Raw genomic sequence first — 20,008 nt, forward strand, 5'->3', positions numbered from 1 at the left:
ATATTCTCCCAAGGCATGGCTTTCAGCGGCTGGCGCTGGCGTTTTTCAGCGCCGCGTCGGGGGCCAGCACGGCGGTTTCGGCGTGGGGCGTGCCTTCGGGCACCCAGTCGTAGGCCACCGGCAGGGCGCGGTACACCCAATTGCTGATGGCGTCGCTACCCGGTGCCTTGCCCTGGTAGGGGCTCACGTACTCCCAGACGATCTCGCCCTTGTCGGTGACCTGGAAGAAGCGCCCGTTCATGCCTTCGTCGATCAGCGTGTTGCCGTTGGGCAGGCGCCGGGCGCTGCTGATGAACGAGCTGTAGAACGCCCATGAAGGCTGTTTCGAGCTGGCGGCGGTGTATTGCCACACCACCTGCTGCTTGATGGGGTCGATCTCCAGCACGCGCGAGCCCGGGGTCAGGCCCAGGGGCGCCGAGGGGTAGCCGGCGGTGCCTTGGTTGTCGAACACCAGCAGGTTGCCGGCGCCTGGCAGCCCGGCCGGGATGATGTGCACGTCATGCTGGCCAACGAACTGGTCCAACGGCCGCGGCACCTGCTGGGCGGTCTTGGGGTTGAGGGTCGGCAGGTTCGGGCCCAGGTGCCACACCACCTTGCCGCTGGCCTTGTCGATGATGGCGATGAAGTTGGAGTTGCGTGAGTCCAGCAGCAGGTTATCGGGAGCGAAGCGCTTGTCGCCGGCGTCGAACCACTTGTTGGGCCCTACCACGCTGAGGTTGTTGATGTGCAGGTAGTCGGGGTTGTCGGTGGCGCGCACCAGCTTCAACTGCGCCGGGGTGAAGCCAAACTCGGTGAGGTGGTCGCTGGCCAGCCACTGCCATTTCACCTGGCCTTGCGGATCTACCTCGTACACCACGTCGTCGATCAGCTGCGGCACCTTGAAGCCGGCCACCTTGTGCACCTTGTTGGCCAGCACCAGGGTGTTGCCGTTGCCCAGGCGGCGCTGGTCATGGTGCTGCTGGGCGGCGCCACCGGGGGCCTTGTCGCCCCACTGCCACACCACCTTGCCGCTCCAGTCCAGCTCGCCGACGCTCTGGTTGGCCAGGCCGTTGCCGGCCGCCCCCAACGGGCCCGGCGCCTTGTCGCTGAGTTGCAGCAGCACGTGGCCGCGCTCGCCGCCTACCAGCCTGGGGTTGATGATGGCCGACGGGAAGCCGTTGTGCGGCCAGCTTTTCACCTCGTTGCCGTCCATGTCGATCAGGTGGGTCTGCTTGTCGGCACCAGCGAAAATCACGTACTGGTTGTAGGCCTTGGCCGGGTCGTAGCGGGTCACCCCGGTGGGGTACACGCTGGGTGCGGCCTGGGCCACGCTGGCGAACACCGCACTGGCCAGCAACGCTGTCTTGAAGGCTTTCATGATCACGTCCTTTGTTGTCAGAAGTCGTAGCGGGCGGTCACGCCCAGGGTGCGCGGGTCGCCAAGGATGCCGCTGTAGCCGCCGTTACCCTCGGCCCACAGGGTGGTGTAATAGGTCTTGTCGAAGGCGTTCTTCAGCCACAGCGAGACGTCCCACTGGCCCTGGCCGAGGTTGCCGCGAAAACCGGTGCTGAGGTTGACCAAGCTGTAGCCGGGGATCTGCGCGTAGGCGGAATCTTCCAGGGTACCCACGGCGTGGGAGCGGTACGAATAGCTGCCGGTGACGTACTCTTCCAGGCCGTTGTCCCAGTTCCACTTGTATTCGCCGTTGGTGTTGAACGTGTACTTCGAGGCGCCCACCACCTGGTGCCCGGACAGGCTGCACGAGGCTGGCGCACCGGCCTGCTCGCTGACTTCCGGCGGGCACGGGGCGTCCTTGTAGGACATGTAGCGCACGTCGTTGTAGGCGCCGTTGAAGTTAAGGGTCAGGCCCTTGAGCGGCAGCACCGTGCCATCCAGCTCCAGGCCGCGGGAGCGCACGGTGCCGGCGTTGGTCAGGTAGGAGACGCGGTTGGCCGAGTCGTAGGCGTTGGCCTGGTAGCCGTTGACCGTGGTCCAGAACAGGTTGGCGTTGAGCAACAGGCGGCGGTCCCACAGGGTGCTCTTGAGCCCCAACTCGGCGTCGTTGGCGCGTTCGGCGCCAATCAGCAGCGAGTCGGCGCCGGCGGTGGGCGCGCTGCCGACGGCCAGGTTGACGCCGCCGGACTTCTCGCCGTGGGTCAGGGTCGCGTAGCCCATCAGGTCATCGGTGAAGTGGTAGCTCAAGTTGACCATGCCCGAGGGGCTGGCGCTGTACAGGCTCAGGTCGCCGGAGTTGTAGGCGCCGGCGCGGCCGTTGCGCGCGGTCAGGGCAGCGCCGGTCACGGCGGCGCCGCCTACCGGGGCGTCGCGCTCCACCCAAGCGCTCTTCTCTTCATAGGTGCCGCGCACGCCGGCGGTCAGGTCCAGCTTGGGCGTGAGGTGCCAGGTGCCCTGGGCGAACAGCGCGAAGCTGTCGGTGTCGATGTGGCCGCGGCCAATGCTGGTGACGTTGGCCAGCGCGCCCGTCGCGGTGCCGTTCCAGATATCGGCCTTGGGCCCGTAGTAGGAGAACGACTTGTTGTCGGTCTTCGAGCCGAAGTAGTAGCCACCCAGCACGTAGTCGAATGCCCCGCCGGTGGGCGATGCCAGGCGAAATTCCTGGGACCACTGCTTGTCTTCCACCGACACACCGGCGTTGTAGGCGGCAGGCACGTTGAGCCCGTCGTCGTTGCGCGGGGTGAAGTTCCAGAAGCGATAGGAACTGATCGACGTCAGGGTGAAGTCGCTCGGCAGCTTCCAGTTGGCCTCCACCGAGCCACCGCCCTGGTGCACGGTCACGTGCTGGCTGCCATCCAGGTTGACCTTGCGTGACCCCGGCTCCACCAGCGTGGCGCCCGCCGCCGCCGCGCGGGTTTCGTAGAGGTTGGAGCCGTTGACGGTCGGCCCGGTGTTGAACAGCGTCCGGGTGCCAGAGCTGGAGTCTTCCTCGTTGTAGTCGACGATGGCGCGCAGGCTGAAGTCTTCGTTGGGCTTGAACAGCAGCTGCCCGCGCAGGCCGTCGCGCTCGCCGCCGCCCAGCTTGTGGCCGTTGTCTTCGTTGGTGATGGTGCCGCCGCTGTCGCTGCGGTACACCGACAGGCGCCCGGCCAGCTCATCGGTGATGGGGCCGGAGATGGTGCCCTTGGTCTGCACGTAGCCGTGCTGGCCCACCGAGCTTTCGATGGTGCGCTCGGGGGTGAAGCTGGGCGCACGGGTGGTGATGTTGATCACCCCCGCCGTGGTGTTCTTGCCGAACAGCGTGCCCTGCGGGCCGCGCAGCACCGCCAGCTGGTCGATGTCCATCAGGTCGAACACGGCCATGCCCGGGCGGCCCAGGTAGACGTTGTCGATGTACAGGCCCACGCTGCCTTCCAGGCCGTCGCTGGCGGGGTTGTTGCCAAGGCCGCGGATCGACACGCTGGACTGGCGCGCGTGCATGAACGCCACGTTGACGCTGGGCACCAGCTGCTGCAGGTCCTGGATGCGGTACACGTGCTGGGCTTCCAGGGTGCTGCCGTCGACGGTGCTGATCGGCGTGGGCACGTCCTGGGCGCTTTCCTCGCGGCGCCGGGCGGTCACGGTCACGGTCTTGAGGTGGGTGCCATCATCCGCTGCGGCGCTGGCCTGGGTGGGGTCGTCAGCCGCGTGGGCCAGGGAAAAACCGGCGCTGCCGGCCAACAGCATGGCCAGCGGCAAGCGCTTGAGACGCCTGGCTGAAGTGGGCGCTGCAGGGGGTGACTGACGACTCATGGCACGGCTCCTTGGTGAGGGAACGGGGGGCCGGCATTCGATGTGCCGACCACTCCTCATATTCCCTTCAGTTATTTGCATATGTTTTTCTAGAGATTTACTGCATAAGTGATTGCCTTTATAAGGAGTGCACTGGATGCATAGCAAATGCATTTGCCCGATACTTTTAATGTGAAAAATGCATATAGACCTGCGCCAACTTCGCCACCTGATCGCGCTCGCCGAACACCGCAGCTTCGTCGCCGCCGCCGTGGCCGTGAACCTGTCGCAATCGGCGTTCAGCCGTAGCATCCAGGCCCTGGAACACGCCGTGGGCTGCCAGCTGGTGGACCGCGGGCGCAAGGACCTGCCGCCCACCAAGCAGGGCCAGGTAGTGCTCGAGCACGCCCGGCGGCTGGTCAGCGGCGCGCGCCAGCTGAGCAACGAGATCAGCCAGTTCAATGGCCTGGAGGCCGGCGAGCTGCGCTTCGGCTGCGGCCCGGCACCGGCCTCCTGGCTGGTGCCGGCGGCGGTCGGCAGCTTCATTGGCCGCTACCCCAGGGCGCGGGTGCATTTCCACGTGGATGACTGGCACAGCCTGAGCAAGCGCCTGCTCAGCGAGGAGTTCGAATTCTTCGTCGCCGACACCCGCCAGTTCGAGGCCGACCCGGACTACCACACCCACCGCCTGCGCCCACGCAAATGGCATTTCTGCTGCCGCGCCGGGCACCCGCTGGCGCAGCAGGAATGGGTCACGGCCGAGCAACTGCTCAGCTACCCGCTGGCTGCCACCCTGCGCCCGCCGAACCTGCGCAAGGTGCTGGCCGACCTCAGTGGCCGCCCGGACTTTGCCCCCAACGTGGAATGCGAAAGCAGCTATGCGCTGCTCAGCGTGGTGCTGCGCTCGGACGCCATCGTCAGCCGCGCGGGCTACCGGCTGTCGCCGCTGGCCGAAGCGATGATCGAGGAGATCAAGCTGGTGGATGAGCGCGATGAGGGCGGCACCACCTACGACATCCAGAACCTGGCGGTGTAGGTGCTTCGTGGGAGCTGGCTTGCCAGCGAGCTTTTTGGCCCCAACAACTCGCTGGCAAGCCAGCTCCCACAGGATCAAAGGCGAATCGTATGCAGGCAATGCATACAAAGTATTCATTGAATGCGCTTGCCGACTGGCCCTTCCCGATCGCGAAATAGTCGCTATTTCAGTGACTTGCGCAATCAGGAAGGCCCATGAAAAAGTTTTTCAAACCACTGCTCGGCATCGTCCTGGCCGGCCTGCTGGGCCACGCCCAGGCGGCCGACCCCGTCACCATCCGCATCGGCACGCCTGACCAGGGCGCCGGCAGCGCGCCGTTCATTGCCGGCCCCGTGGGCCTGGCGCATATCCAGAAGCAGCTGGAAAACGAATTCGCCGCCGATGGCGTGAAGGTGGAGTGGCACTTCTTCAAGGGCGCCGGCCCCGCGGTCAACGAAGCCCTGGCCAACCAGCAGCTGGACTTCGCCTGGCTGGGCGACCTGGCCGCCATCATTGGCCGTTCCAGCGGCCTGCAGACCCGCCTGCTGCTGGGCGCCCGCGGCAACAACATGTACCTGGCCACCCGCGCCGGCAGCGACATCCACAGCCTCGCCGACCTCAAGGGCAAGCGCGTGGCCGTGTACCGCGGCACCGCCGACCAGCTGTCGTTCGCCCGCGCCCTCGCCGCCCAGGGCCTGAAGGAACATGACCTGCAGATCATCAGCCTGGACTGGAGCGCCGCCCGCGCGGCCCTGGCCAGCGGCCAGATCGACGCCACCTGGTCGGGCATGGGCATTCTCGCCCTGGGCCAGCAAGGCGTGCAGTTCCCGCTCAGCACCAAGCAGCTGCCGCGCCTGGCCACCACCCAGGCCGGCCTTGTCGCCACCCAGGCGTTCATCGACCAGCACCCCGACCTGACCCAGCGTCTGATCAACGTGCTGGTTAAAAACGCTGCCTACCTCACCGAGCCGCAGAACCAGGCGCCCTACAACCAGCTGATGGCTGAGCAGAGCGCCATCCCGGCGCAGCTGTTCGAACAGGAAAGCGCCGGCGACGACCTGAAGTTCCGCGACTCGCCACGCATCGACGCCTTCCTGCGCGCCAGCCTGCAGGACAGCGTCGACCAGGCCAAGGCCCTGGGCCTGATCCGCCGCCCCTTCACTGCCACCGACTGGGTAGAGCCGCGTTTCGTCGACGCCGCGGTGCAGCAGCAGAAACTCGACGCCCTGTGGCCCGCTTTCGACGCCACCGGCAAAGCCCTCTGATACCCAGGTACCGACCATGACCGCGATCAAGAACGTGCTGTACATCATGTGCGACCAACTGCGCCGCGACTACCTGTCGTGCTACGGCCACCCGCACCTGCACACCCCCAACATCGACCGCCTGGCCGCCGCCGGCGTGCGTTTCAGCCGCGCCTACACCCAGGGCACCATCTGCGGGCCGTCGCGCATGTCGGCCTACACCGGCCGCTACGTCAGCAGCCACCAGGTGGCCTGGAACGGCGTGCCGCTGCCGCTGGACGAATTCACCATCGGCGACTACCTGCGCCCGGCCGGCATTCGCACCGCGCTGGTGGGCAAGACCCACGCCACGCCCAACACCGACGCCCAGCAACGCCTGGCCATGGCGCCCGACAGCGCCCAGGCCGAGCAGCTGAACGAGGTGGGCTTCGAACCCTACGTGCGCCACGACGGCCTGTTCCCCGACGACCCGATCTTCGACGGCAAGCGCGAAGGCGCGCCCTACACCCATTACCTGCGCAAGCTCGGCTACGCTGGCCGCAACCCCTGGCACGACTGGGCCAACGCCGCCGAGGGCGCCAACGGCGAGATTCTCAGCGGCTGGAAGATGCGCAACGCCCACCTGCCCGCCCGCGTGCCCGAGCAGCACTCGGAAACGGTGTACACCACCGACCGCGCCATCGATTTCATCAGCGAGCAGGCTGAACAACCCTGGTGCCTGCACCTGTCCTACATCAAGCCGCACTGGCCCTACATTGCGCCTGCGCCGTACCACGCGTTGTATGGCAGGGACCAGGTAGTGCCCGCCGTGCTGCCACAGCCTGGCCAGGAGAACGACCACCCGGTGTACAACGCCTTCCGCCAGCACGAGGAAAGCCGCAATTTCTCCCGCGAGGAAGTGCGCCTCAACGTGATCCCCACCTACATGGGCCTGATCAAGCAGGTGGACGACCAGCTAGGCCGGCTGTTCGACTTCCTGCAAACCAACGGCCGCTGGGATGACACCCTGATCGTCTTCACCAGCGACCATGGCGACTACCTGGGCGACCACTACCTGGGCGAAAAGGAATTCCTGCTGGAGCCGGCCGTGGGCGTGCCGCTAATTGTGCGCGACCCGCGTGCCGCCGCCGACGTCACCCGTGGCACCGTGGACCCGCGCCTGGCCGAGACCATCGACGCCCTGCCCACCTTCCTCGACGCCCTGGGCCTGCCGGCGGCCGACCACCGCCTGGAGGGCCGCTCGCTGATCCCGCTGCTGCACGGCCAGCAGCCGGCCTGGCGCGACTTCGCCGTGGCCGAATACGACTACGCCTTCCAGGCCCCGGCCCGCGAGCGGCTGGGCCAGGCCATCGACCGCTGCCGCATGTACATGGTGCGCAGCGAACGCTACAAGTACCTGGCCTACGACGGCCACCGGCCGCAGCTGTTCGACCTGGCGAATGACCCGCAGGAACTGCACGACCTGGGCACCGACCCGGCGTTGGCCGGGGTGCGGGAGCAGCATCAGGGGTATCTGTTTGACTGGCTGCGCGGCTTGAAGCGCCGCACCACCATCAGCAATCGCGAGATTGATGTGCGTGGGCAGCGCTTCCGTTATGGCGAGCCTGAGGAGGAGAAGCTGGTGCCTATCGGCGTTTGGTAGACCGCGCCGGTCCTCGACGCGGCCTGGCGGCCGCTGCTACGCAGATCCCGTAGCAGCTGCCGAAGGCTGCGTCGCCTTTAGGCCCCGCGGGTGGTCACGCTACGCTGCCCCGCCACGCCCACCGGCACTTCGCCCTGCAGGGTCACGCGGCGCACGATGCGCTCCTGGGTGCCGTAGTCATCCACCGCGTAGTGCTGGGTGGCGCGGTTGTCCCAGATGGCCACGTCGCCGGTGCTCCAGCGCCAGCGCACGGTGTTTTCCAGGCGCACCACGTGGCTTTGCAGCAGGCCGAACAGGTGCGCCGAATCGCTGGCGCTGTAGCCCTTGATGCGCTTCACGAAGTGCCCCAGCAGCAGGGTTTTCTCGCCGCTGATGGGGTGCACGCGCACCACCGGGTGCTCGGTTTCGTACACGGTGGAGGTAAACACCTTGCGGTAGTTTTCCAGCTTTTCTGCCGAGACGTCGGGCTTGGCCGCGGCGTAGTCGTATTCGTTGCTGTGCACCGCCCAGAGCTTGTCGGCCAGTTCCTGCAGGGGCGCCGGCAGGTCGTTGTAGGCCGCGGCAGTGTTGGCCCACACGGTGTCGCCACCGGCTGCCGGGGCAATCACCGAGCGCAGGATGGAGGCCTTGGGGTAGGCATCGACGAAGGTCACGTCGGTGTGCCAGGAGTTGGCGCGCTGGCCGTCGGCACCGCTCAGTTGCATCAGGTAACGGGTGCCGTCACGCACCGGCACCGTGGGGTGGGCGATGGGCTCGCCGAGCAGGTGGGCGAAGGCCTCCTGGCTCTGGTCGTCGAGGTGGGCCTGGCCACGGAAGAAGATCACCTTGTGCTTCACCAGCGCGGCCTGGATGGCCTCGACGGTGGCAGCGTCAAGGTCGGCGCCCAGCTGGATGCCGCGGATCTCGGCGCCGATGCGGCCGGCAACCGGGTGGATATCCAGCGCAACGGCGGTGGGGTTCGTGGCGAGTGTGGCTGTGCTCATGGTTGGGCCCTCTTCTCTCTATGCATATAAGCATTAGTTCTAGATGAATCGCCAATGCTTCGTTGACGGAATAAGAGCTTGCATTTAAAACCTCAACCCACCCGCTGTACCAATACCTTCGACCTATTTTTCAAATGCCGGGAATGCATATGGATCTGCGCCAGCTGCGGTACTTCATCGCCCTCACCGAACACCGCAGTTTTGTCCGTGCCGCCGATGCCATGGGCATCACCCAGCCGGCGTTCAGCCGCAGCATCCAGGGCCTGGAGCAGGAGTTCGGCTGCGTGCTGGTGGACCGCGGCAACAAGGACCTGCGCCCCACCCCGGAAGGCCAGGTGGTGCTGCAGCACGCCCTGAGCCTGGTGCAGGGCGCCGCGCTGCTGGCCAGCGAAGTAACGCAGATGACCAAGCTCGACGCCGGCGAACTGCGCTTCGGCTGCGGCCCGGCGCCTGCCGTGCGCCTGGTGCCGGACGCGATATCGGCGTTCGTGCGCGCCCACCCCAAGGTGCGCACCTGCTTCGAGGTGAACAACTGGGAGAAGCTGAGCCGCGCCCTGAGCCGCGAGGAAATCGAGTTCTTCATCGCCGACATCCGCCACTTCGAGGCCGACCCCAACTTCCAGACCCAGCCGCTGACGCCCAAGCGTGGCGCGTTCTTCTGCCGGCGCGGGCACCCGCTGGTGAACAAGGAGAGCCTGTCCACCAACGACATGTTCGACTACCCACTGGCCGCCACGCTGATCCCGCCGGGGGTGCGCAAGCTGCTGGCGAACCTGAGCGGCAAGACCGACTTCAGCCCGCATATCCAGACCGAGCACATGCCGACGCTGATGAAGATCGTGCTCAATTCCGACGCCATCGGCCTGTGCTCGGAGGAAGGCTTCGACGAGGACAACCTGGAGGGCGAGCTGGTGCGGCTGCACTGGCGCAACCTGCCGCAGAACCTCGAAAGCCTAAGCGCGCGTTGCGGCATCGTCAGCCGCATGGGTTTCCGCCTGTCGCCGGCGGCGCGGGCGATGATCGACACCATCATGGCAATCGATGCGCAGCCTGCCGCCAAGGCGGGTTGAACGTAGCCCACAGCCCATGCATCTGGCGCATTGGAAATATTCCCCGAATGCATTGGATGCCTTTCGCGCTTGGGCCTTAAATGGCACCTCTTATCTCCATATCTATCATTAAAAAGTTTTTATATATCGGATAAGAATAAGCAAATAGCCCTACGCAGTAGCCGACAACGGAGGTCTGACATGGCCCGCGAATCGCTTCTCAGTGTGCCCCTGGCAACGCCCCCCGCCGCCCGCCGGCGCACCGGCCCTGGCCTGGGCCAACGCCTGCAACCCCTGCTGCTGCCCGCCGCCCTGTTCGTGTTGTGGTGGCTGGCCGCGCGCAACCACTGGATGAGCGAGCAGATTCTGCCCGCGCCCTCGCTGGTGTGGCAGAGCGCGCTGGACCTGGCCGGCAACGACCTGCCGGCCAACCTGTGGATCAGCCTGCAACGGCTGTGCTGGGGCCTGCTGGCCGGCATCCTCGGCGGTGCGCTGCTGGGTGCCTGGATGGGCGCCAGCCGCCGTGCCGAGCGCCTGGTGCTGCCGACCTTCACCGCCCTGGCGCAGATCCCGACCCTGGCCTGGATTCCGCTGTTCATGGTGTTCTTCGGCATCGGCGAACTGCTCAAGCTGGTGGTGCTGATCAAGGCCATCGTCGTGCCGGTGACCCTGCATACCCTGGTGGGCGTGCGCGATGCGCAACCGCGGCTGCGCGAGGCCGCCGCCGTGCTCCGCCTGCCGCCGCGCCTGCTGGTGCGCCGGCTGGTACTGCCGGCCGCCCTGCCCTCGTTCATGGCCGGCGTGCGCCTGGCCCTGGGCGCTGGCTGGTCGTCGCTGCTGGCGGTGGAGCTGCTGGCTTCCAGCGAAGGCATCGGCTACCTGATGGTGTGGGCGCGGCAGCTGTTCATGCTCGATATCGTCTTCGTCTGCGTGGTGGTGATCGGCGTCATTGGCGTGGTCATGGACAAGGGCATCGCCCTGGCCGACCGCAAGCTGGTGCACTGGCCCCATGCGGCCACCGCGGCGCTGCCGCGTACCACCCACAGCCAGGGCCTGGACCGCCTGGTGCCGTGGCTGCTGCCCGCCGCGCTGCTGGTGCTGTGGCAGCTGGCGAGCCAGCTGGCCTGGGTGGACGCCAACATTCTGGCCGCGCCGCTGGCGGTGCTGCACACCACCTGGGCGGGCCTGGCCGACGGCTCGCTGCTGACCGCCATGGGCCTCAGCCTGGGCCGCACCCTGGCCGGCCTGGTGCTGGGCGGCGGGCTGGGTTTTGCCTTGGGGCTGCTGCTGGGCCTGTCGAAACCTGCCGAGCGGGTGCTGGGCCCCAGCCTGGGCGCCCTGCGCCAGATCGCCATCTTCGCCTGGGTGCCACTGATCACCGCCTGGTTCGGCCTGGGCGAGCCGGCCAAATGGGTATTCGTGGCCCTGGCGGCGTTCTTCCCGCTGTTCATTGCCACCCACCGCAGCGTCGCCAGCCTGTCGCCACAGCTGGCCGAGGCCGCCCAGGTGCTGCGCCTGAGCCTGTGGCAACGCCTGCGCCGGCTGGTCCTGCCGGGTGCCGCGCCGGGCATCTTCGCCGGCCTGCGCCTGAGCCTGATCTACGCCTGGCTGGGCACCATCGGCGCCGAATACTTCATGCCGTCCAACGGCGGCATCGCCAGCCTGATGCTCGGCGCCCAACAGCTGATGCGCATGGACCTGATCATGAGCGGCATGCTCCTGGTCGGCATCACCGGCGCCCTGCTCAACGCCCTCGGGCAACGCATCGAAGCGCGCGCCACGCGCTGGAGACACGCATGAACGCACTGACCCACCCCATCGTCAGCTTCAACCACGTCGGCAAGCAGTTCGACGTGGACGGCGGCACCCTGGAAGCCATCCGCGAGTTCAACCTGCAGATCGCCGAGGGTGAATTCGTCGCCATCGTCGGTTCCAGCGGCTGTGGCAAGTCCACCCTGCTGCGCCTGCTGATCGGCCTGGACACCGATTTTCGCGGCGAGATCCAGGTCGACGGCAAGCCCGTGACCGGCATCGGCAGCGAGCGCGGCATCGTCTTCCAGGAACACCGGCTGTTCCCCTGGCTCACCGTGGAAGAAAACATCGGCCTGGGCCTGGTCAACGAGGCGCTGAGCAACGAGCAGCGCCAGCGCCGCGTGCAGGACTTCGTCAACCTGGTGGGCCTCAAGGACTTCACCCGCGCCTACCCTCACCAGCTCTCGGGCGGCATGGCCCAGCGCGTGGCCATCGCCCGCGGCCTGGTGGCCAGCCCACGGATCCTGCTGCTGGACGAGCCGTTCGGCGCCCTCGATGCCCTGACCCGCCAGCAGATGCAGGACGAGCTGCTGGCCATCCGCGAGCGGGCGCGCATCACTACGGTGCTGGTCACCCACGACGTCGAGGAAGCGATTTTCCTCGCCGACCGCGTGGTGGTGATGGAACCGCGCCCGGGCCGCATCAAGCGCGTGGTCGAGATCGACCTGCCGCACCCGCGCCAGCGCAGCAGCTTCGAATTCCACCAGCTGCGCGAAGAGCTGCTGCACGAACTGACCAGCGACGACCACTACGTCGCGCCCAACCCGGTGCAGATCCGCGATCTGCCGCCGGCTTTCATCGCCTGCTGAGCAAAGGAACCGCACGATGCCCCAACGTCCCAATTTCCTCGTGATCCTGGCCGACGACCTCGGCTTTTCCGACATCGGCGCCTTTGGCAGCGAGATCGCCACCCCGCACCTGGACCAGCTGGCGTTGGCCGGCCTGCGGCTGACCGACTTCCATACCGCGCCCACCTGCTCGCCGACCCGCTCCATGCTGCTGACCGGCACTGACCACCACATCGCCGGCATCGGCACCATGGCCGAGGCGCTGACGCCCGAGCTGATCGGCAAGCCGGGCTACGAGGGTTACTTGAACGACCGCGTGGTGGCCCTGCCGGAGCTGCTGCGCGAGGCCGGCTACCAGACCCTGATGAGCGGCAAATGGCACCTGGGCCTGACAGCCGAGCTGGCGCCCCATGCGCGCGGCTTCGAGCGGTCGTTCTCGCTGCTGCCGGGCGCGGCCAACCACTACGGCTTCGAGCCCACCTACGACGACAGCACCCCGGGCCTGCTGCGTTCCACCCCGGCGCTGTACATCGAGGACGACACCTTTCTGGATGAGTTGCCCAAGGACTTCTATTCCTCGGACGCCTTCGGCGACAAGCTGCTGCAGTACCTGAAGGAGCGCGACCAGAGCCGGCCGTTCTTCGCCTACCTGCCCTTCTCCGCGCCGCACTGGCCGCTGCAGGCGCCGGCCGATATCGTCGCCAAGTACAAGGGCCGCTACGACGCCGGGCCCCACGCCCTGCGCCAGGAGCGCCTGGCCAGGCTGCGCGAGCTGGGGCTGATCGACGAAGCCACCGAGGCGCACCCGCTGCTGGAACTCAATGCCGAGTGGAGCAAGCTCGACGACAGCCAGCGCCAGGCCTCGGCGCGGGCCATGGAGGTGTACGCCGCCATGGTCGAACGCATGGACTGGAACATCGGCCGGGTGGTGGACTACCTGCGCCAGCAGGGCCAGCTGGACAACACCTTTATCCTGTTCATGTCCGACAACGGTGCCGAGGGCGCGCTGCTGGAAGCCTTCCCCAAGTTCGGCCCCGAGCTGCTCAGCTACCTGGACGCCCACTACGACAACAGCCTGGACAACATTGGCCGCGCCAACTCCTACGTTTGGTATGGCCCTGGCTGGGCCCAGGCGGCCACCGCGCCGTCGCGGCTGTTCAAGGCGTTCACCACCGAGGGCGGCATTCGCGTGCCGGCGCTGATCCACTACCCGCCGCTGGCACGGCAGCAGCAGATCGGCCATGGCTTCGGCACGGTGATGGACGTGACCCCGACCATCCTCGACCTGGCCGGCGTGCGCCACCCGGGCACGCGCTGGCGCGGCAAGGAGGTGGCACCGGTGCGCGGGCGTTCGTGGCTGGGCTACCTGTCGGGCGAGACCGCCAGCGTGCACGACGACAAGACCGTGACCGGCTGGGAGCTGTTCGGCCAGCGCGCCATCCGCCAGGGCGACTGGAAAGCGGTGTGGATCCCCGGCCCCGTGGGCCCGGCCACCTGGCAGCTGTACGACCTGAGCCGCGACCGCGGCGAGGTGCACGACCTGGCAGCCAGCCACCCGCAGAAGTTGGCAGCGTTGATCGGCGAGTGGCAGAAATACGTGGAAGAAACCGGGGTAATCCTCAGCAAATCCCCCTTCCAGCCCGACTAACCCCCGTAGCAGCTGCCGCAGGCGGCGTCCGCAGGCACCGCGCATCTCCCGATGCAACGCGGCGGTTGCGGACGCGGCCTGCGGCCGCTGCTACGGGTTGGCTTGGGCTACCGGGGCGGTGGCTTCATCCGCCACCGGCGTATAGCGGTTTGCCCGCGTGAACGTGCCGAAATCATTGAAGCGCACGCCCATCTCCGCCATCACCTTGTGCGCCACCCCCGCCGTCATCTGCCGAATGTAGAAGGGTTCCTTCACCACGAAGTGGTGGATGCCGTGGGTGCTGCCGAAGTTGAAGCAGAACGCGTGCAGCGGCCACAGCCACCAGGCGTTGAGCACCTGGGTCTGCTGCATCACGTTGCCCAGCTCCACGTCGCCGTAGTAATGCATGTTCGAGCTGATGAAGTGCAGGCAGAAGGTGCGCAGCACGTTGGGACCGACAATCACCACGACAGCCACGTTCACCACCTGCATGGCCGCCAGCGTGCCCGCCGACCAATCAATGGGCGCGCCCAGCAGCCAGGCCACGCCGTTGGCGGCATGGAAGCCGAGGAACACGTACCAGGTGCCCCAGTTCAGCAGCGCCAGCGGTGCATAAACCCGCAGGGTGCGCTTGAGGATGCTCCACTTGTGCGCCCAGGTCTTGGCCCGCAGCATGCGGATCAACGACGACATCACGTTGTCGCCCACCATCAGCAGGCGGACGATGCCCCAGGGCTCGCCGTTGGTGATCGCGCGCTCTTCCATGTCGGTCTCGGTGCCCGAGACCTTGTGATGGTTGAGGTGCAGGTGGCGGCGGATCCACGGGTTGATGGTGCTCGGCCGCGCCAGCCACACCAGCGCCAGCATCAAATTGTGCGGCACCCGCTGCTTGCGGAAATACATGCTGTGGATCAGGTCATGTTCCAGCTCGTGGGTCAGCGAAGCGAAGAAGGCGTTCAGCAGCAGGCACGCCCACCAGGCCGTGTAACCCTCGATGTAGAGCGCCGCACTGCCGATCATGCCAGCCAGGGAGAAGGCCAGGATGCTGGCGCCGATGGCGTCCTGGTGCTTGAGTATCGGGTAGCGGCGGCGCAATTCGTCACCCTTGGCCATCACCACCTGGCGAATATGGGCGCTGCGTTGCTGTGCATTCAGTCTGTCGGGGCTTGCACAAGTGCGGTCCATGCTTCCATCCTCTTGTTATGGATGGAACGACTCTGACTCAGAATCAGCCAAGGAACGCTAGCCATGGACGCCAACCTGTTGACCCCAGGCGCCATTCGTCATGACTGAACCGACCACGCTTGCCAGCTGGACCCGCGCCTTGCGCAAGCAACTGGACGCACTGGGCCTCGACAGCGCCACGCTGTGCGAGAAGGCCGGCCTCGACCTGCAGCACATGGACGACCCCAAGGCCCGCTACCCGCTGTCGGCCACCACGCGCCTGTGGCAACTGGCGGTGCAGGCCAGCGGCGACCCGGCCATCGGCCTGCGCGTGTCGCGCTACGTCAGCCCCACCACCTTCCATGCCCTGGGCTATGCGCTGGTGGCCAGCGAGAACCTGCGCGAGGTGTTCGAGCGCATCGTGCGCTACCACCAGGTGGTCAGCGACGCCGTGGTGCCGCACCTGAGCCGGGAAAACGGCCGGTACGTATTCCGCCTTGAGGTGCCCGAGGGCAGCCCGCCCCCGGCGCCCGAGGCCATGGACGCCTTCGCCGCCATCTACGTGCGCACCTGCCGCAACCGCCTGGGCCGCGACTACGCGCCGCTGGGGGTGTGGCTAACGCGCCCGCCCCCGGCCGACCCGACGCCCTGGCACACGGTGTTCCGCGCCCCGGTGCACTTCAACGCACCGCACAACTGGCTGGAATTCGCCTGCGTGGACTTCGAATGCCACCTGGACGACGCCAACCCCGAGCTGGCCGAACACAACGAAGCGGTGCTCAACCGCACCCTGGAGCTGCTGCACCCGCTGACCTGGGAGCGCCGGGTGCGCAATGCCATCGAGCACCACCTGCCCAACGGCGTGCCCTCGGCCGACCAGATCGCCGAGTCCATGCACCTGAGCCTGCGCAGCCTGCAGCGCCACCTGGCCGACGAAGGCTGCCGCTACGACGCGCTGCTGGACCAGTGCCGGCAGAACCTGGCGCTGGCCTACCTGCGCGATGCCGAGGTGACCCTGACAGAGATCGGTTTCCGCCTGGGTTTCGCCGACGCCAGCAGCTTCAACCGCGCCTTCAAGCGCTGGACGGGGCTGTCGCCGGGGCAGTTCCGCGATCGGATGGTGTGAACGCCAGGCTGAACACCGTGGCCTGCGCGTCACTGCTGACCGTCACCTGGCCGCCATGCAGCTGCATGATCGACTGCACGATGGCCAGGCCCAGGCCGCCGGAGTCCCCCGGTTCGGCCCGTGAGGCATCTACCCGGTAGAAGCGGTCGAACAGCCGGCCCAGGTGCTGCGGGGCGATGGGCTCACCCTGGTTGCTGACGGTCAGTTGCGCATCGGCCCGCGCCAGGACCACCGTGCTGCCAGGCGTGGCGTGGCGCACGGCATTGGCGAGCAGGTTGCCCAGGGCCCGCTGCAGCAGCTGCAGGTCGGCGTCCAGGCAGCCATGCAGCTGGTTGTCCAGGCGCAGCTGGCGGTCGTCGGCCAGCGCCTCGAAGTAGGCGCACAGGTCTTCGCCCAGCTCATGCAAGTCCACCGCCTCCCGGTTGAGCAAGCGCTGGCCATGGTCGGCGCGGGCCAGGAACAGCAGGTTCTCGACCATGCGGTTGAGGCGCTCGAACTCTTCCACGTTGGAGGCCAGCAGCTCCTGGTATTCATCGCTGCTGCGCGGCTGGCTGAGGGCCAGGCCGTTGCTGCCCAGCAGGTTATGCAGGGGCGTGCGAATCTCGTGGGCCAGGTCGGCAGAGAACTGCCACAGGCGCCCGAAGCTGTCGTCCAGGCGCGCGAGCATGCCGTTGAGGGCCTGCACCGGCTCGTGCAGTTCCTCGGGAATGGTGCGCCACTGCAGGCGCCGGTCGAGGCTGCGCAGGTCGATCTGCGCCACGGTGCGGGCCATCTGCCGCAACGGCCGCAAGGCCCGGCGCAACAGCAGCAGGCCCACGGCGAACGCCAGCAACGCGCCGGCCCCAGCCGCCAGGTACACCCGCAGGCGGTAGCTGGCCAGCATCGCTTCGCGCTCAGCCAACTGCTTGCCCACCACCACGGTCAGCGCTTCGCCCCGCGGCCCCTGGGCCTGGCCGGCCAACAGCAGCAAAGGCGTAGCGCCAGGCGCACGCCAGTCGTGAATATCGGCAGGCTGCGGGCTGCGTTGCTCGGGGATCGGCGCTACCTGGGGCACCTGCTGCCCGCGCGGGTTGATGGCGATGACCGGGGTGCCATCGGCGCGGTTCACCAGCAACAGGCTTTCCTGGTTGCCGAGCATGTTCTGGTAGAGCCGGGGGCGCTGTTGCAGGGCGTCGAGGCTGTCGCTGTCGTGCAGCAAGGCGCGCACCTGCTCCAGGCGGCCCAGCAAGGCCTGGTCGTCGCGGTAGATCAGTTCTGCTTCCAGGCTGCGGTACAGGAACACTCCGGCCACGCCCAGCACCAGCGCGCACACCGCCGCGAACGCCAGGGCCAGGCGCCAGGCCAGCGACGGGCCGCGGGCCGGCTCACTCATCGGGGCCGTCCAGCTGGTAGCCGACGCCACGCACGGTGTGGATCAGCTTGGGCATGAAGGGGTCGTCGATTTTCGCCCGCAGGCGGCGCACGGCCACTTCGACCATGTTGGTGTCGCTGTCGAAGTTGAGGTTCCACACCTGCGAGGCGATCAGCGTGCGCGACAGCACCTCGCCACGGCGGCTGGCCAGCAGCTGCAGCAGGGCGAACTCCTTGTTGGTCAGGGCAATGCGCTGGCCGGCGCGGCTGACCCGACGGCGCAGCACGTCCAGTTCCAGGTCGGCGATGCGGTAGTGCTCGACCTCGCGCGTAGGCCCGCGGCGCAGCAGCGTGCGCACCCGCGCCAGCAGCTCGACGAAGGCGAACGGCTTCACCAGGTAGTCATCGGCGCCCAGTTCCAGGCCGCGCACCCGGTCCTCGATGGCGTCCTTGGCGGTGAGGAACAGCACCGGGGTGTCGCCGCGCTGGCGAATCAGCTTGAGCAGCTGCCAGCCATTGAGCCCGGGCAGCATGACGTCGAGGATGATCAGGTCGTAGGCCTGTTCCTCGATGAAGTGCCGCCCGTCCAGGCCATTGAGCGCCACGTCCACGCTGAACCCGGACTCACCCAGGCCCTTGGCCAGGAACCGTGCGGTCTTGGCTTCGTCTTCCACCACCAGCAAATGCATCGTACACCTCGTTTGCGCTGGCCATAGGCTAGGCCGGTTGGCGGCGCTTGCCCATTACAAAGTTGTAATCAGGCTGACGGGGTTCTGTGGGCATGCGCCCAGTAGCCTGCCGGCACCTGATTACGGAGCCGTCCCATGCCGCTCAAACCCTTGCTGTTCAGCCTGGCCACCCTGGCCTCCCTGCAGGCCCAGGCCGCCCTGCCGCAACACCCCGAGCTGGACCTGGCCAACGCCCGCCGGCTGGTGGACGCCGCGCCCTGCCACGCCGCCATCGCCGTGCTGGACCGCGGTGGCAACCCGATCCTGGCCCAGCGCGCCGACGGCGTCGGCCCGCACAACGCCGATGCGGCGCGGCGCAAGGCTTACACCGCGCTGTCGACCAAGACCCCTACCCGCCTGTTCGCCGAGCGCGCCCGCAACAACCCCGAGGCCGCCAACCTCAACACCCTGGGCGAGCTGTTGCTGCTGGGCGGCGGCATCCCGCTGTTCGAAGGCCGCGAACTGGTGGGCGCCCTGGGCGTGGCCGGGGCCGGCGGCGCCGAGCAGGACGAACAATGCGCAACCACAGCCGCCAGCGCCCTGGGCCTGGCCATTCACCCTTGAAGGAGCTACCGATGAAACTGATGCTGGCCCTGGGCCTGAGCACACTGTCGAGCCTGGCCATGGCGGCCAACCCGCTGAGCGTGCACGTGTTGAACCTGGAGAACGGCGTGCCGTCGCCGGGCGTGGAAGTGACCCTGGAGCAGCACGTGGGCAAGGACTGGCAGATGCTGGCCCACGGCACCACCAACGAGCAGGGGCGCATTGCCGAGCTGTTCCCGGCGGACCACACCTTCGTGCAGGGTGAATACCGGGTGGTGTTCAAGACCGGCGATTACTACAAGCGCACCGGGCATGAAACGTTCTTCCCGGAGATACCGGTGATCTTCCAGGTGAAGCAGACGGATCAGCATTACCACATTCCGCTGCTGCTGAGCCCGTACGGCTTCAGCACCTACCGCGGTTCGTAAAAAGCACCCCTACCCTCTGTAGCAGCGGCCGCCAGGCCGCGTCACAGGCACCGCAGTGTAGCTGATGGTCCGCGTGGGCCCGACGCCGCCTTCGGCAGCTGCTACACGGTTGCGGCGTGCTTGAGGGCATTGAGGTTGAGGATTTCGATTTCGCCGTAGGCGAGCCTGAGCACGCCCTGGTGTTCCAGGTCCTTGAGGATCTGGTTGGTGGTCTGCCGCGACAGCGACAGCATCATCGCCAGCTGTTCCTGCCCCAGGCGAATCACCCGCCGGGCGCCGTCCACTTCGCCGTAGCCCTGGGCGATCAGCAGCAGCCGGTGTGCCAGGCGCGGGGCGGCGGCCAGCAGGCTCTGCTGTTCGAGCATGACAAAGGCCAGGCGCAGCTTCTGGCTCATCAGCAAGGCAAATTCCCGCCAGTACTCGGGCGTGGCCGCCAACAGCGCCAGCAGCGCGGCCTGGGGCACCCACACCAGGGTGCAGGGCTCGTCGGCATAGGCATCGTGGGTACGCGGCTGGCCGTCGAACAGGGCAATTTCGCCGAACCACTGCGGCGCCTCCACCAGCGCCAGCAGCGCCTCCTTGCCCTGGGCGTTCACCGCACCGATGCGCATGGCGCCCTCCACTACCGCATACAGGCCACACGGCGCATCACCGCGCTGGAACAGGCAAGCCCCTGCCGGCAAGCGGCGCACCCGCGCGGCCGCCAGCACACTATCCTGAAGCGTGGGTGGCAAATGCGCGAACCAGTGCCCGGTGAGCAGGCGCGGGCGCCAGGCGGTGACGTCGTTCATGAAGCCTCTCGTA

General features: G+C 67.3%; 17 protein-coding genes. 10 read left to right on the forward strand and 7 right to left on the reverse strand.

What is annotated here, in order from left to right:
- Positions 1-22 precede the first annotated feature (22 nt).
- Both AC0J42_RS30025 and AC0J42_RS30030 read right to left on the reverse strand, forming a co-directional pair.
- Entirely contained in the window at positions 23-1,357 is a 1,335-nt protein-coding gene (locus tag AC0J42_RS30025) for an aryl-sulfate sulfotransferase (protein ID WP_473004890.1), read from the reverse strand.
- A 17-nt stretch (positions 1,358-1,374) separates the two neighbouring features.
- Positions 1,375-3,726, reverse strand: a complete 2,352-nt coding sequence (locus tag AC0J42_RS30030; RefSeq protein WP_416421543.1) for a TonB-dependent receptor — start codon at positions 3,724-3,726, stop codon at positions 1,375-1,377.
- A 178-nt stretch (positions 3,727-3,904) separates the two neighbouring features.
- On the opposite strand from AC0J42_RS30030, the gene AC0J42_RS30035 reads away from it, so the two are divergent.
- The 3 genes from AC0J42_RS30035 (at position 3,905) to AC0J42_RS30045 (ending at position 7,606) form a co-directional block, all read left to right on the forward strand.
- Positions 3,905-4,741, forward strand: a complete 837-nt coding sequence (locus AC0J42_RS30035) for a LysR family transcriptional regulator (protein WP_473004891.1) — start codon at positions 3,905-3,907, stop codon at positions 4,739-4,741.
- A gap of 194 nt (positions 4,742-4,935) precedes the next feature.
- On the forward strand, positions 4,936-5,985 hold the full coding sequence (locus AC0J42_RS30040) for an ABC transporter substrate-binding protein (RefSeq protein ID WP_473004892.1): 1,050 nt from the start codon (positions 4,936-4,938) through the stop codon (positions 5,983-5,985).
- Between the two features lie 16 nt (positions 5,986-6,001).
- On the forward strand, positions 6,002-7,606 hold the full coding sequence (locus tag AC0J42_RS30045) for an alkaline phosphatase family protein (RefSeq protein ID WP_473004893.1): 1,605 nt from the start codon (positions 6,002-6,004) through the stop codon (positions 7,604-7,606).
- A gap of 77 nt (positions 7,607-7,683) precedes the next feature.
- Here AC0J42_RS30045 and AC0J42_RS30050 read toward each other — a convergent pair whose 3' ends face one another.
- Positions 7,684-8,589 (reverse strand): TauD/TfdA dioxygenase family protein, encoded by a 906-nt coding sequence (locus AC0J42_RS30050; RefSeq protein WP_473004894.1) that lies wholly within the window; start codon positions 8,587-8,589, stop codon positions 7,684-7,686.
- A gap of 149 nt (positions 8,590-8,738) precedes the next feature.
- Here AC0J42_RS30050 and AC0J42_RS30055 point away from each other — a divergent pair, with 149 nt between their 5' ends.
- The 4 genes from AC0J42_RS30055 to AC0J42_RS30070 all read left to right on the forward strand — a co-directional run bounded on the left by AC0J42_RS30055 (position 8,739) and on the right by AC0J42_RS30070 (position 13,886).
- A complete protein-coding gene (locus tag AC0J42_RS30055; protein WP_416421548.1) occupies positions 8,739-9,659 on the forward strand; it encodes a LysR family transcriptional regulator in 921 nt (306 codons plus the stop codon).
- A 180-nt stretch (positions 9,660-9,839) separates the two neighbouring features.
- Complete coding sequence (locus AC0J42_RS30060) at positions 9,840-11,438, forward strand: ABC transporter permease (RefSeq protein WP_473004895.1); 1,599 nt, start codon at positions 9,840-9,842, stop codon at positions 11,436-11,438.
- 5 nt (positions 11,439-11,443) lie between these two features.
- Positions 11,444-12,259, forward strand: a complete 816-nt coding sequence (locus AC0J42_RS30065; protein ID WP_416427498.1) for an ABC transporter ATP-binding protein — start codon at positions 11,444-11,446, stop codon at positions 12,257-12,259.
- A gap of 16 nt (positions 12,260-12,275) precedes the next feature.
- The gene (locus tag AC0J42_RS30070; RefSeq protein ID WP_473004896.1) at positions 12,276-13,886 is read left to right on the forward strand and encodes an arylsulfatase; all 1,611 of its coding nucleotides are present in this window, start codon (positions 12,276-12,278) and stop codon (positions 13,884-13,886) included.
- A gap of 90 nt (positions 13,887-13,976) precedes the next feature.
- Here the strand turns inward: AC0J42_RS30070 and AC0J42_RS30075 are convergent, their stop codons facing one another.
- The gene (locus AC0J42_RS30075; protein ID WP_473004897.1) at positions 13,977-15,050 is read right to left on the reverse strand and encodes a fatty acid desaturase; all 1,074 of its coding nucleotides are present in this window, start codon (positions 15,048-15,050) and stop codon (positions 13,977-13,979) included.
- Positions 15,051-15,150: 100 nt separating this feature from the next.
- On the opposite strand from AC0J42_RS30075, the gene AC0J42_RS30080 reads away from it, so the two are divergent.
- The gene (locus AC0J42_RS30080) at positions 15,151-16,155 is read left to right on the forward strand and encodes an AraC family transcriptional regulator (protein ID WP_416421552.1); all 1,005 of its coding nucleotides are present in this window, start codon (positions 15,151-15,153) and stop codon (positions 16,153-16,155) included.
- Here AC0J42_RS30080 and AC0J42_RS30085 read toward each other — a convergent pair.
- Positions 16,103-17,527 carry a heavy metal sensor histidine kinase gene (locus AC0J42_RS30085; RefSeq protein ID WP_473004898.1) on the reverse strand — a complete coding sequence of 475 codons (1,425 nt, stop codon included), beginning with the start codon at positions 17,525-17,527 and terminating at the stop codon, positions 16,103-16,105. The genes AC0J42_RS30080 and AC0J42_RS30085 overlap by 53 nt on opposite strands.
- On the reverse strand, positions 17,520-18,194 hold the full coding sequence (locus tag AC0J42_RS30090) for a heavy metal response regulator transcription factor (RefSeq protein ID WP_473004899.1): 675 nt from the start codon (positions 18,192-18,194) through the stop codon (positions 17,520-17,522). The genes AC0J42_RS30085 and AC0J42_RS30090 overlap by 8 nt, the downstream gene beginning before the upstream one ends.
- Before the next feature lie 135 nt (positions 18,195-18,329).
- On the opposite strand from AC0J42_RS30090, the gene AC0J42_RS30095 reads away from it, so the two are divergent.
- Positions 18,330-18,797, forward strand: a complete 468-nt coding sequence (locus AC0J42_RS30095; protein WP_416421555.1) for a GlcG/HbpS family heme-binding protein — start codon at positions 18,330-18,332, stop codon at positions 18,795-18,797.
- 11 nt (positions 18,798-18,808) lie between these two features.
- Entirely contained in the window at positions 18,809-19,204 is a 396-nt protein-coding gene (uraH, locus tag AC0J42_RS30100) for a hydroxyisourate hydrolase (protein ID WP_473004900.1), read from the forward strand.
- Between the two features lie 101 nt (positions 19,205-19,305).
- Here uraH and AC0J42_RS30105 read toward each other — a convergent pair whose 3' ends face one another.
- Positions 19,306-19,995 (reverse strand): Crp/Fnr family transcriptional regulator, encoded by a 690-nt coding sequence (locus AC0J42_RS30105; RefSeq protein WP_473004901.1) that lies wholly within the window; start codon positions 19,993-19,995, stop codon positions 19,306-19,308.
- Positions 19,996-20,008 lie beyond the last annotated feature (13 nt).

The organism is Pseudomonas sp. Tav-5-1A (assembly GCF_055755055.1).

Coding starts and splice junctions, on each gene's coding strand:
- AC0J42_RS30025 (WP_473004890.1), bottom strand. CDS start 1,357: ATGAAAGCCTTCAAGACAGCGTTGCTGGCCAGTGCGGTGTTCGCCAGC.
- AC0J42_RS30030 (WP_416421543.1), bottom strand. CDS start 3,726: ATGAGTCGTCAGTCACCCCCTGCAGCGCCCACTTCAGCCAGGCGTCTC.
- AC0J42_RS30035 (WP_473004891.1), top strand. CDS start 3,905: ATGCATATAGACCTGCGCCAACTTCGCCACCTGATCGCGCTCGCCGAA.
- AC0J42_RS30040 (WP_473004892.1), top strand. CDS start 4,936: ATGAAAAAGTTTTTCAAACCACTGCTCGGCATCGTCCTGGCCGGCCTG.
- AC0J42_RS30045 (WP_473004893.1), top strand. CDS start 6,002: ATGACCGCGATCAAGAACGTGCTGTACATCATGTGCGACCAACTGCGC.
- AC0J42_RS30050 (WP_473004894.1), bottom strand. CDS start 8,589: ATGAGCACAGCCACACTCGCCACGAACCCCACCGCCGTTGCGCTGGAT.
- AC0J42_RS30055 (WP_416421548.1), top strand. CDS start 8,739: ATGGATCTGCGCCAGCTGCGGTACTTCATCGCCCTCACCGAACACCGC.
- AC0J42_RS30060 (WP_473004895.1), top strand. CDS start 9,840: ATGGCCCGCGAATCGCTTCTCAGTGTGCCCCTGGCAACGCCCCCCGCC.
- AC0J42_RS30070 (WP_473004896.1), top strand. CDS start 12,276: ATGCCCCAACGTCCCAATTTCCTCGTGATCCTGGCCGACGACCTCGGC.
- AC0J42_RS30075 (WP_473004897.1), bottom strand. CDS start 15,050: ATGGACCGCACTTGTGCAAGCCCCGACAGACTGAATGCACAGCAACGC.
- AC0J42_RS30080 (WP_416421552.1), top strand. CDS start 15,151: ATGACTGAACCGACCACGCTTGCCAGCTGGACCCGCGCCTTGCGCAAG.
- AC0J42_RS30085 (WP_473004898.1), bottom strand. CDS start 17,527: ATGAGTGAGCCGGCCCGCGGCCCGTCGCTGGCCTGGCGCCTGGCCCTG.
- AC0J42_RS30090 (WP_473004899.1), bottom strand. CDS start 18,194: ATGCATTTGCTGGTGGTGGAAGACGAAGCCAAGACCGCACGGTTCCTG.
- AC0J42_RS30095 (WP_416421555.1), top strand. CDS start 18,330: ATGCCGCTCAAACCCTTGCTGTTCAGCCTGGCCACCCTGGCCTCCCTG.
- uraH (WP_473004900.1), top strand. CDS start 18,809: ATGAAACTGATGCTGGCCCTGGGCCTGAGCACACTGTCGAGCCTGGCC.
- AC0J42_RS30105 (WP_473004901.1), bottom strand. CDS start 19,995: ATGAACGACGTCACCGCCTGGCGCCCGCGCCTGCTCACCGGGCACTGG.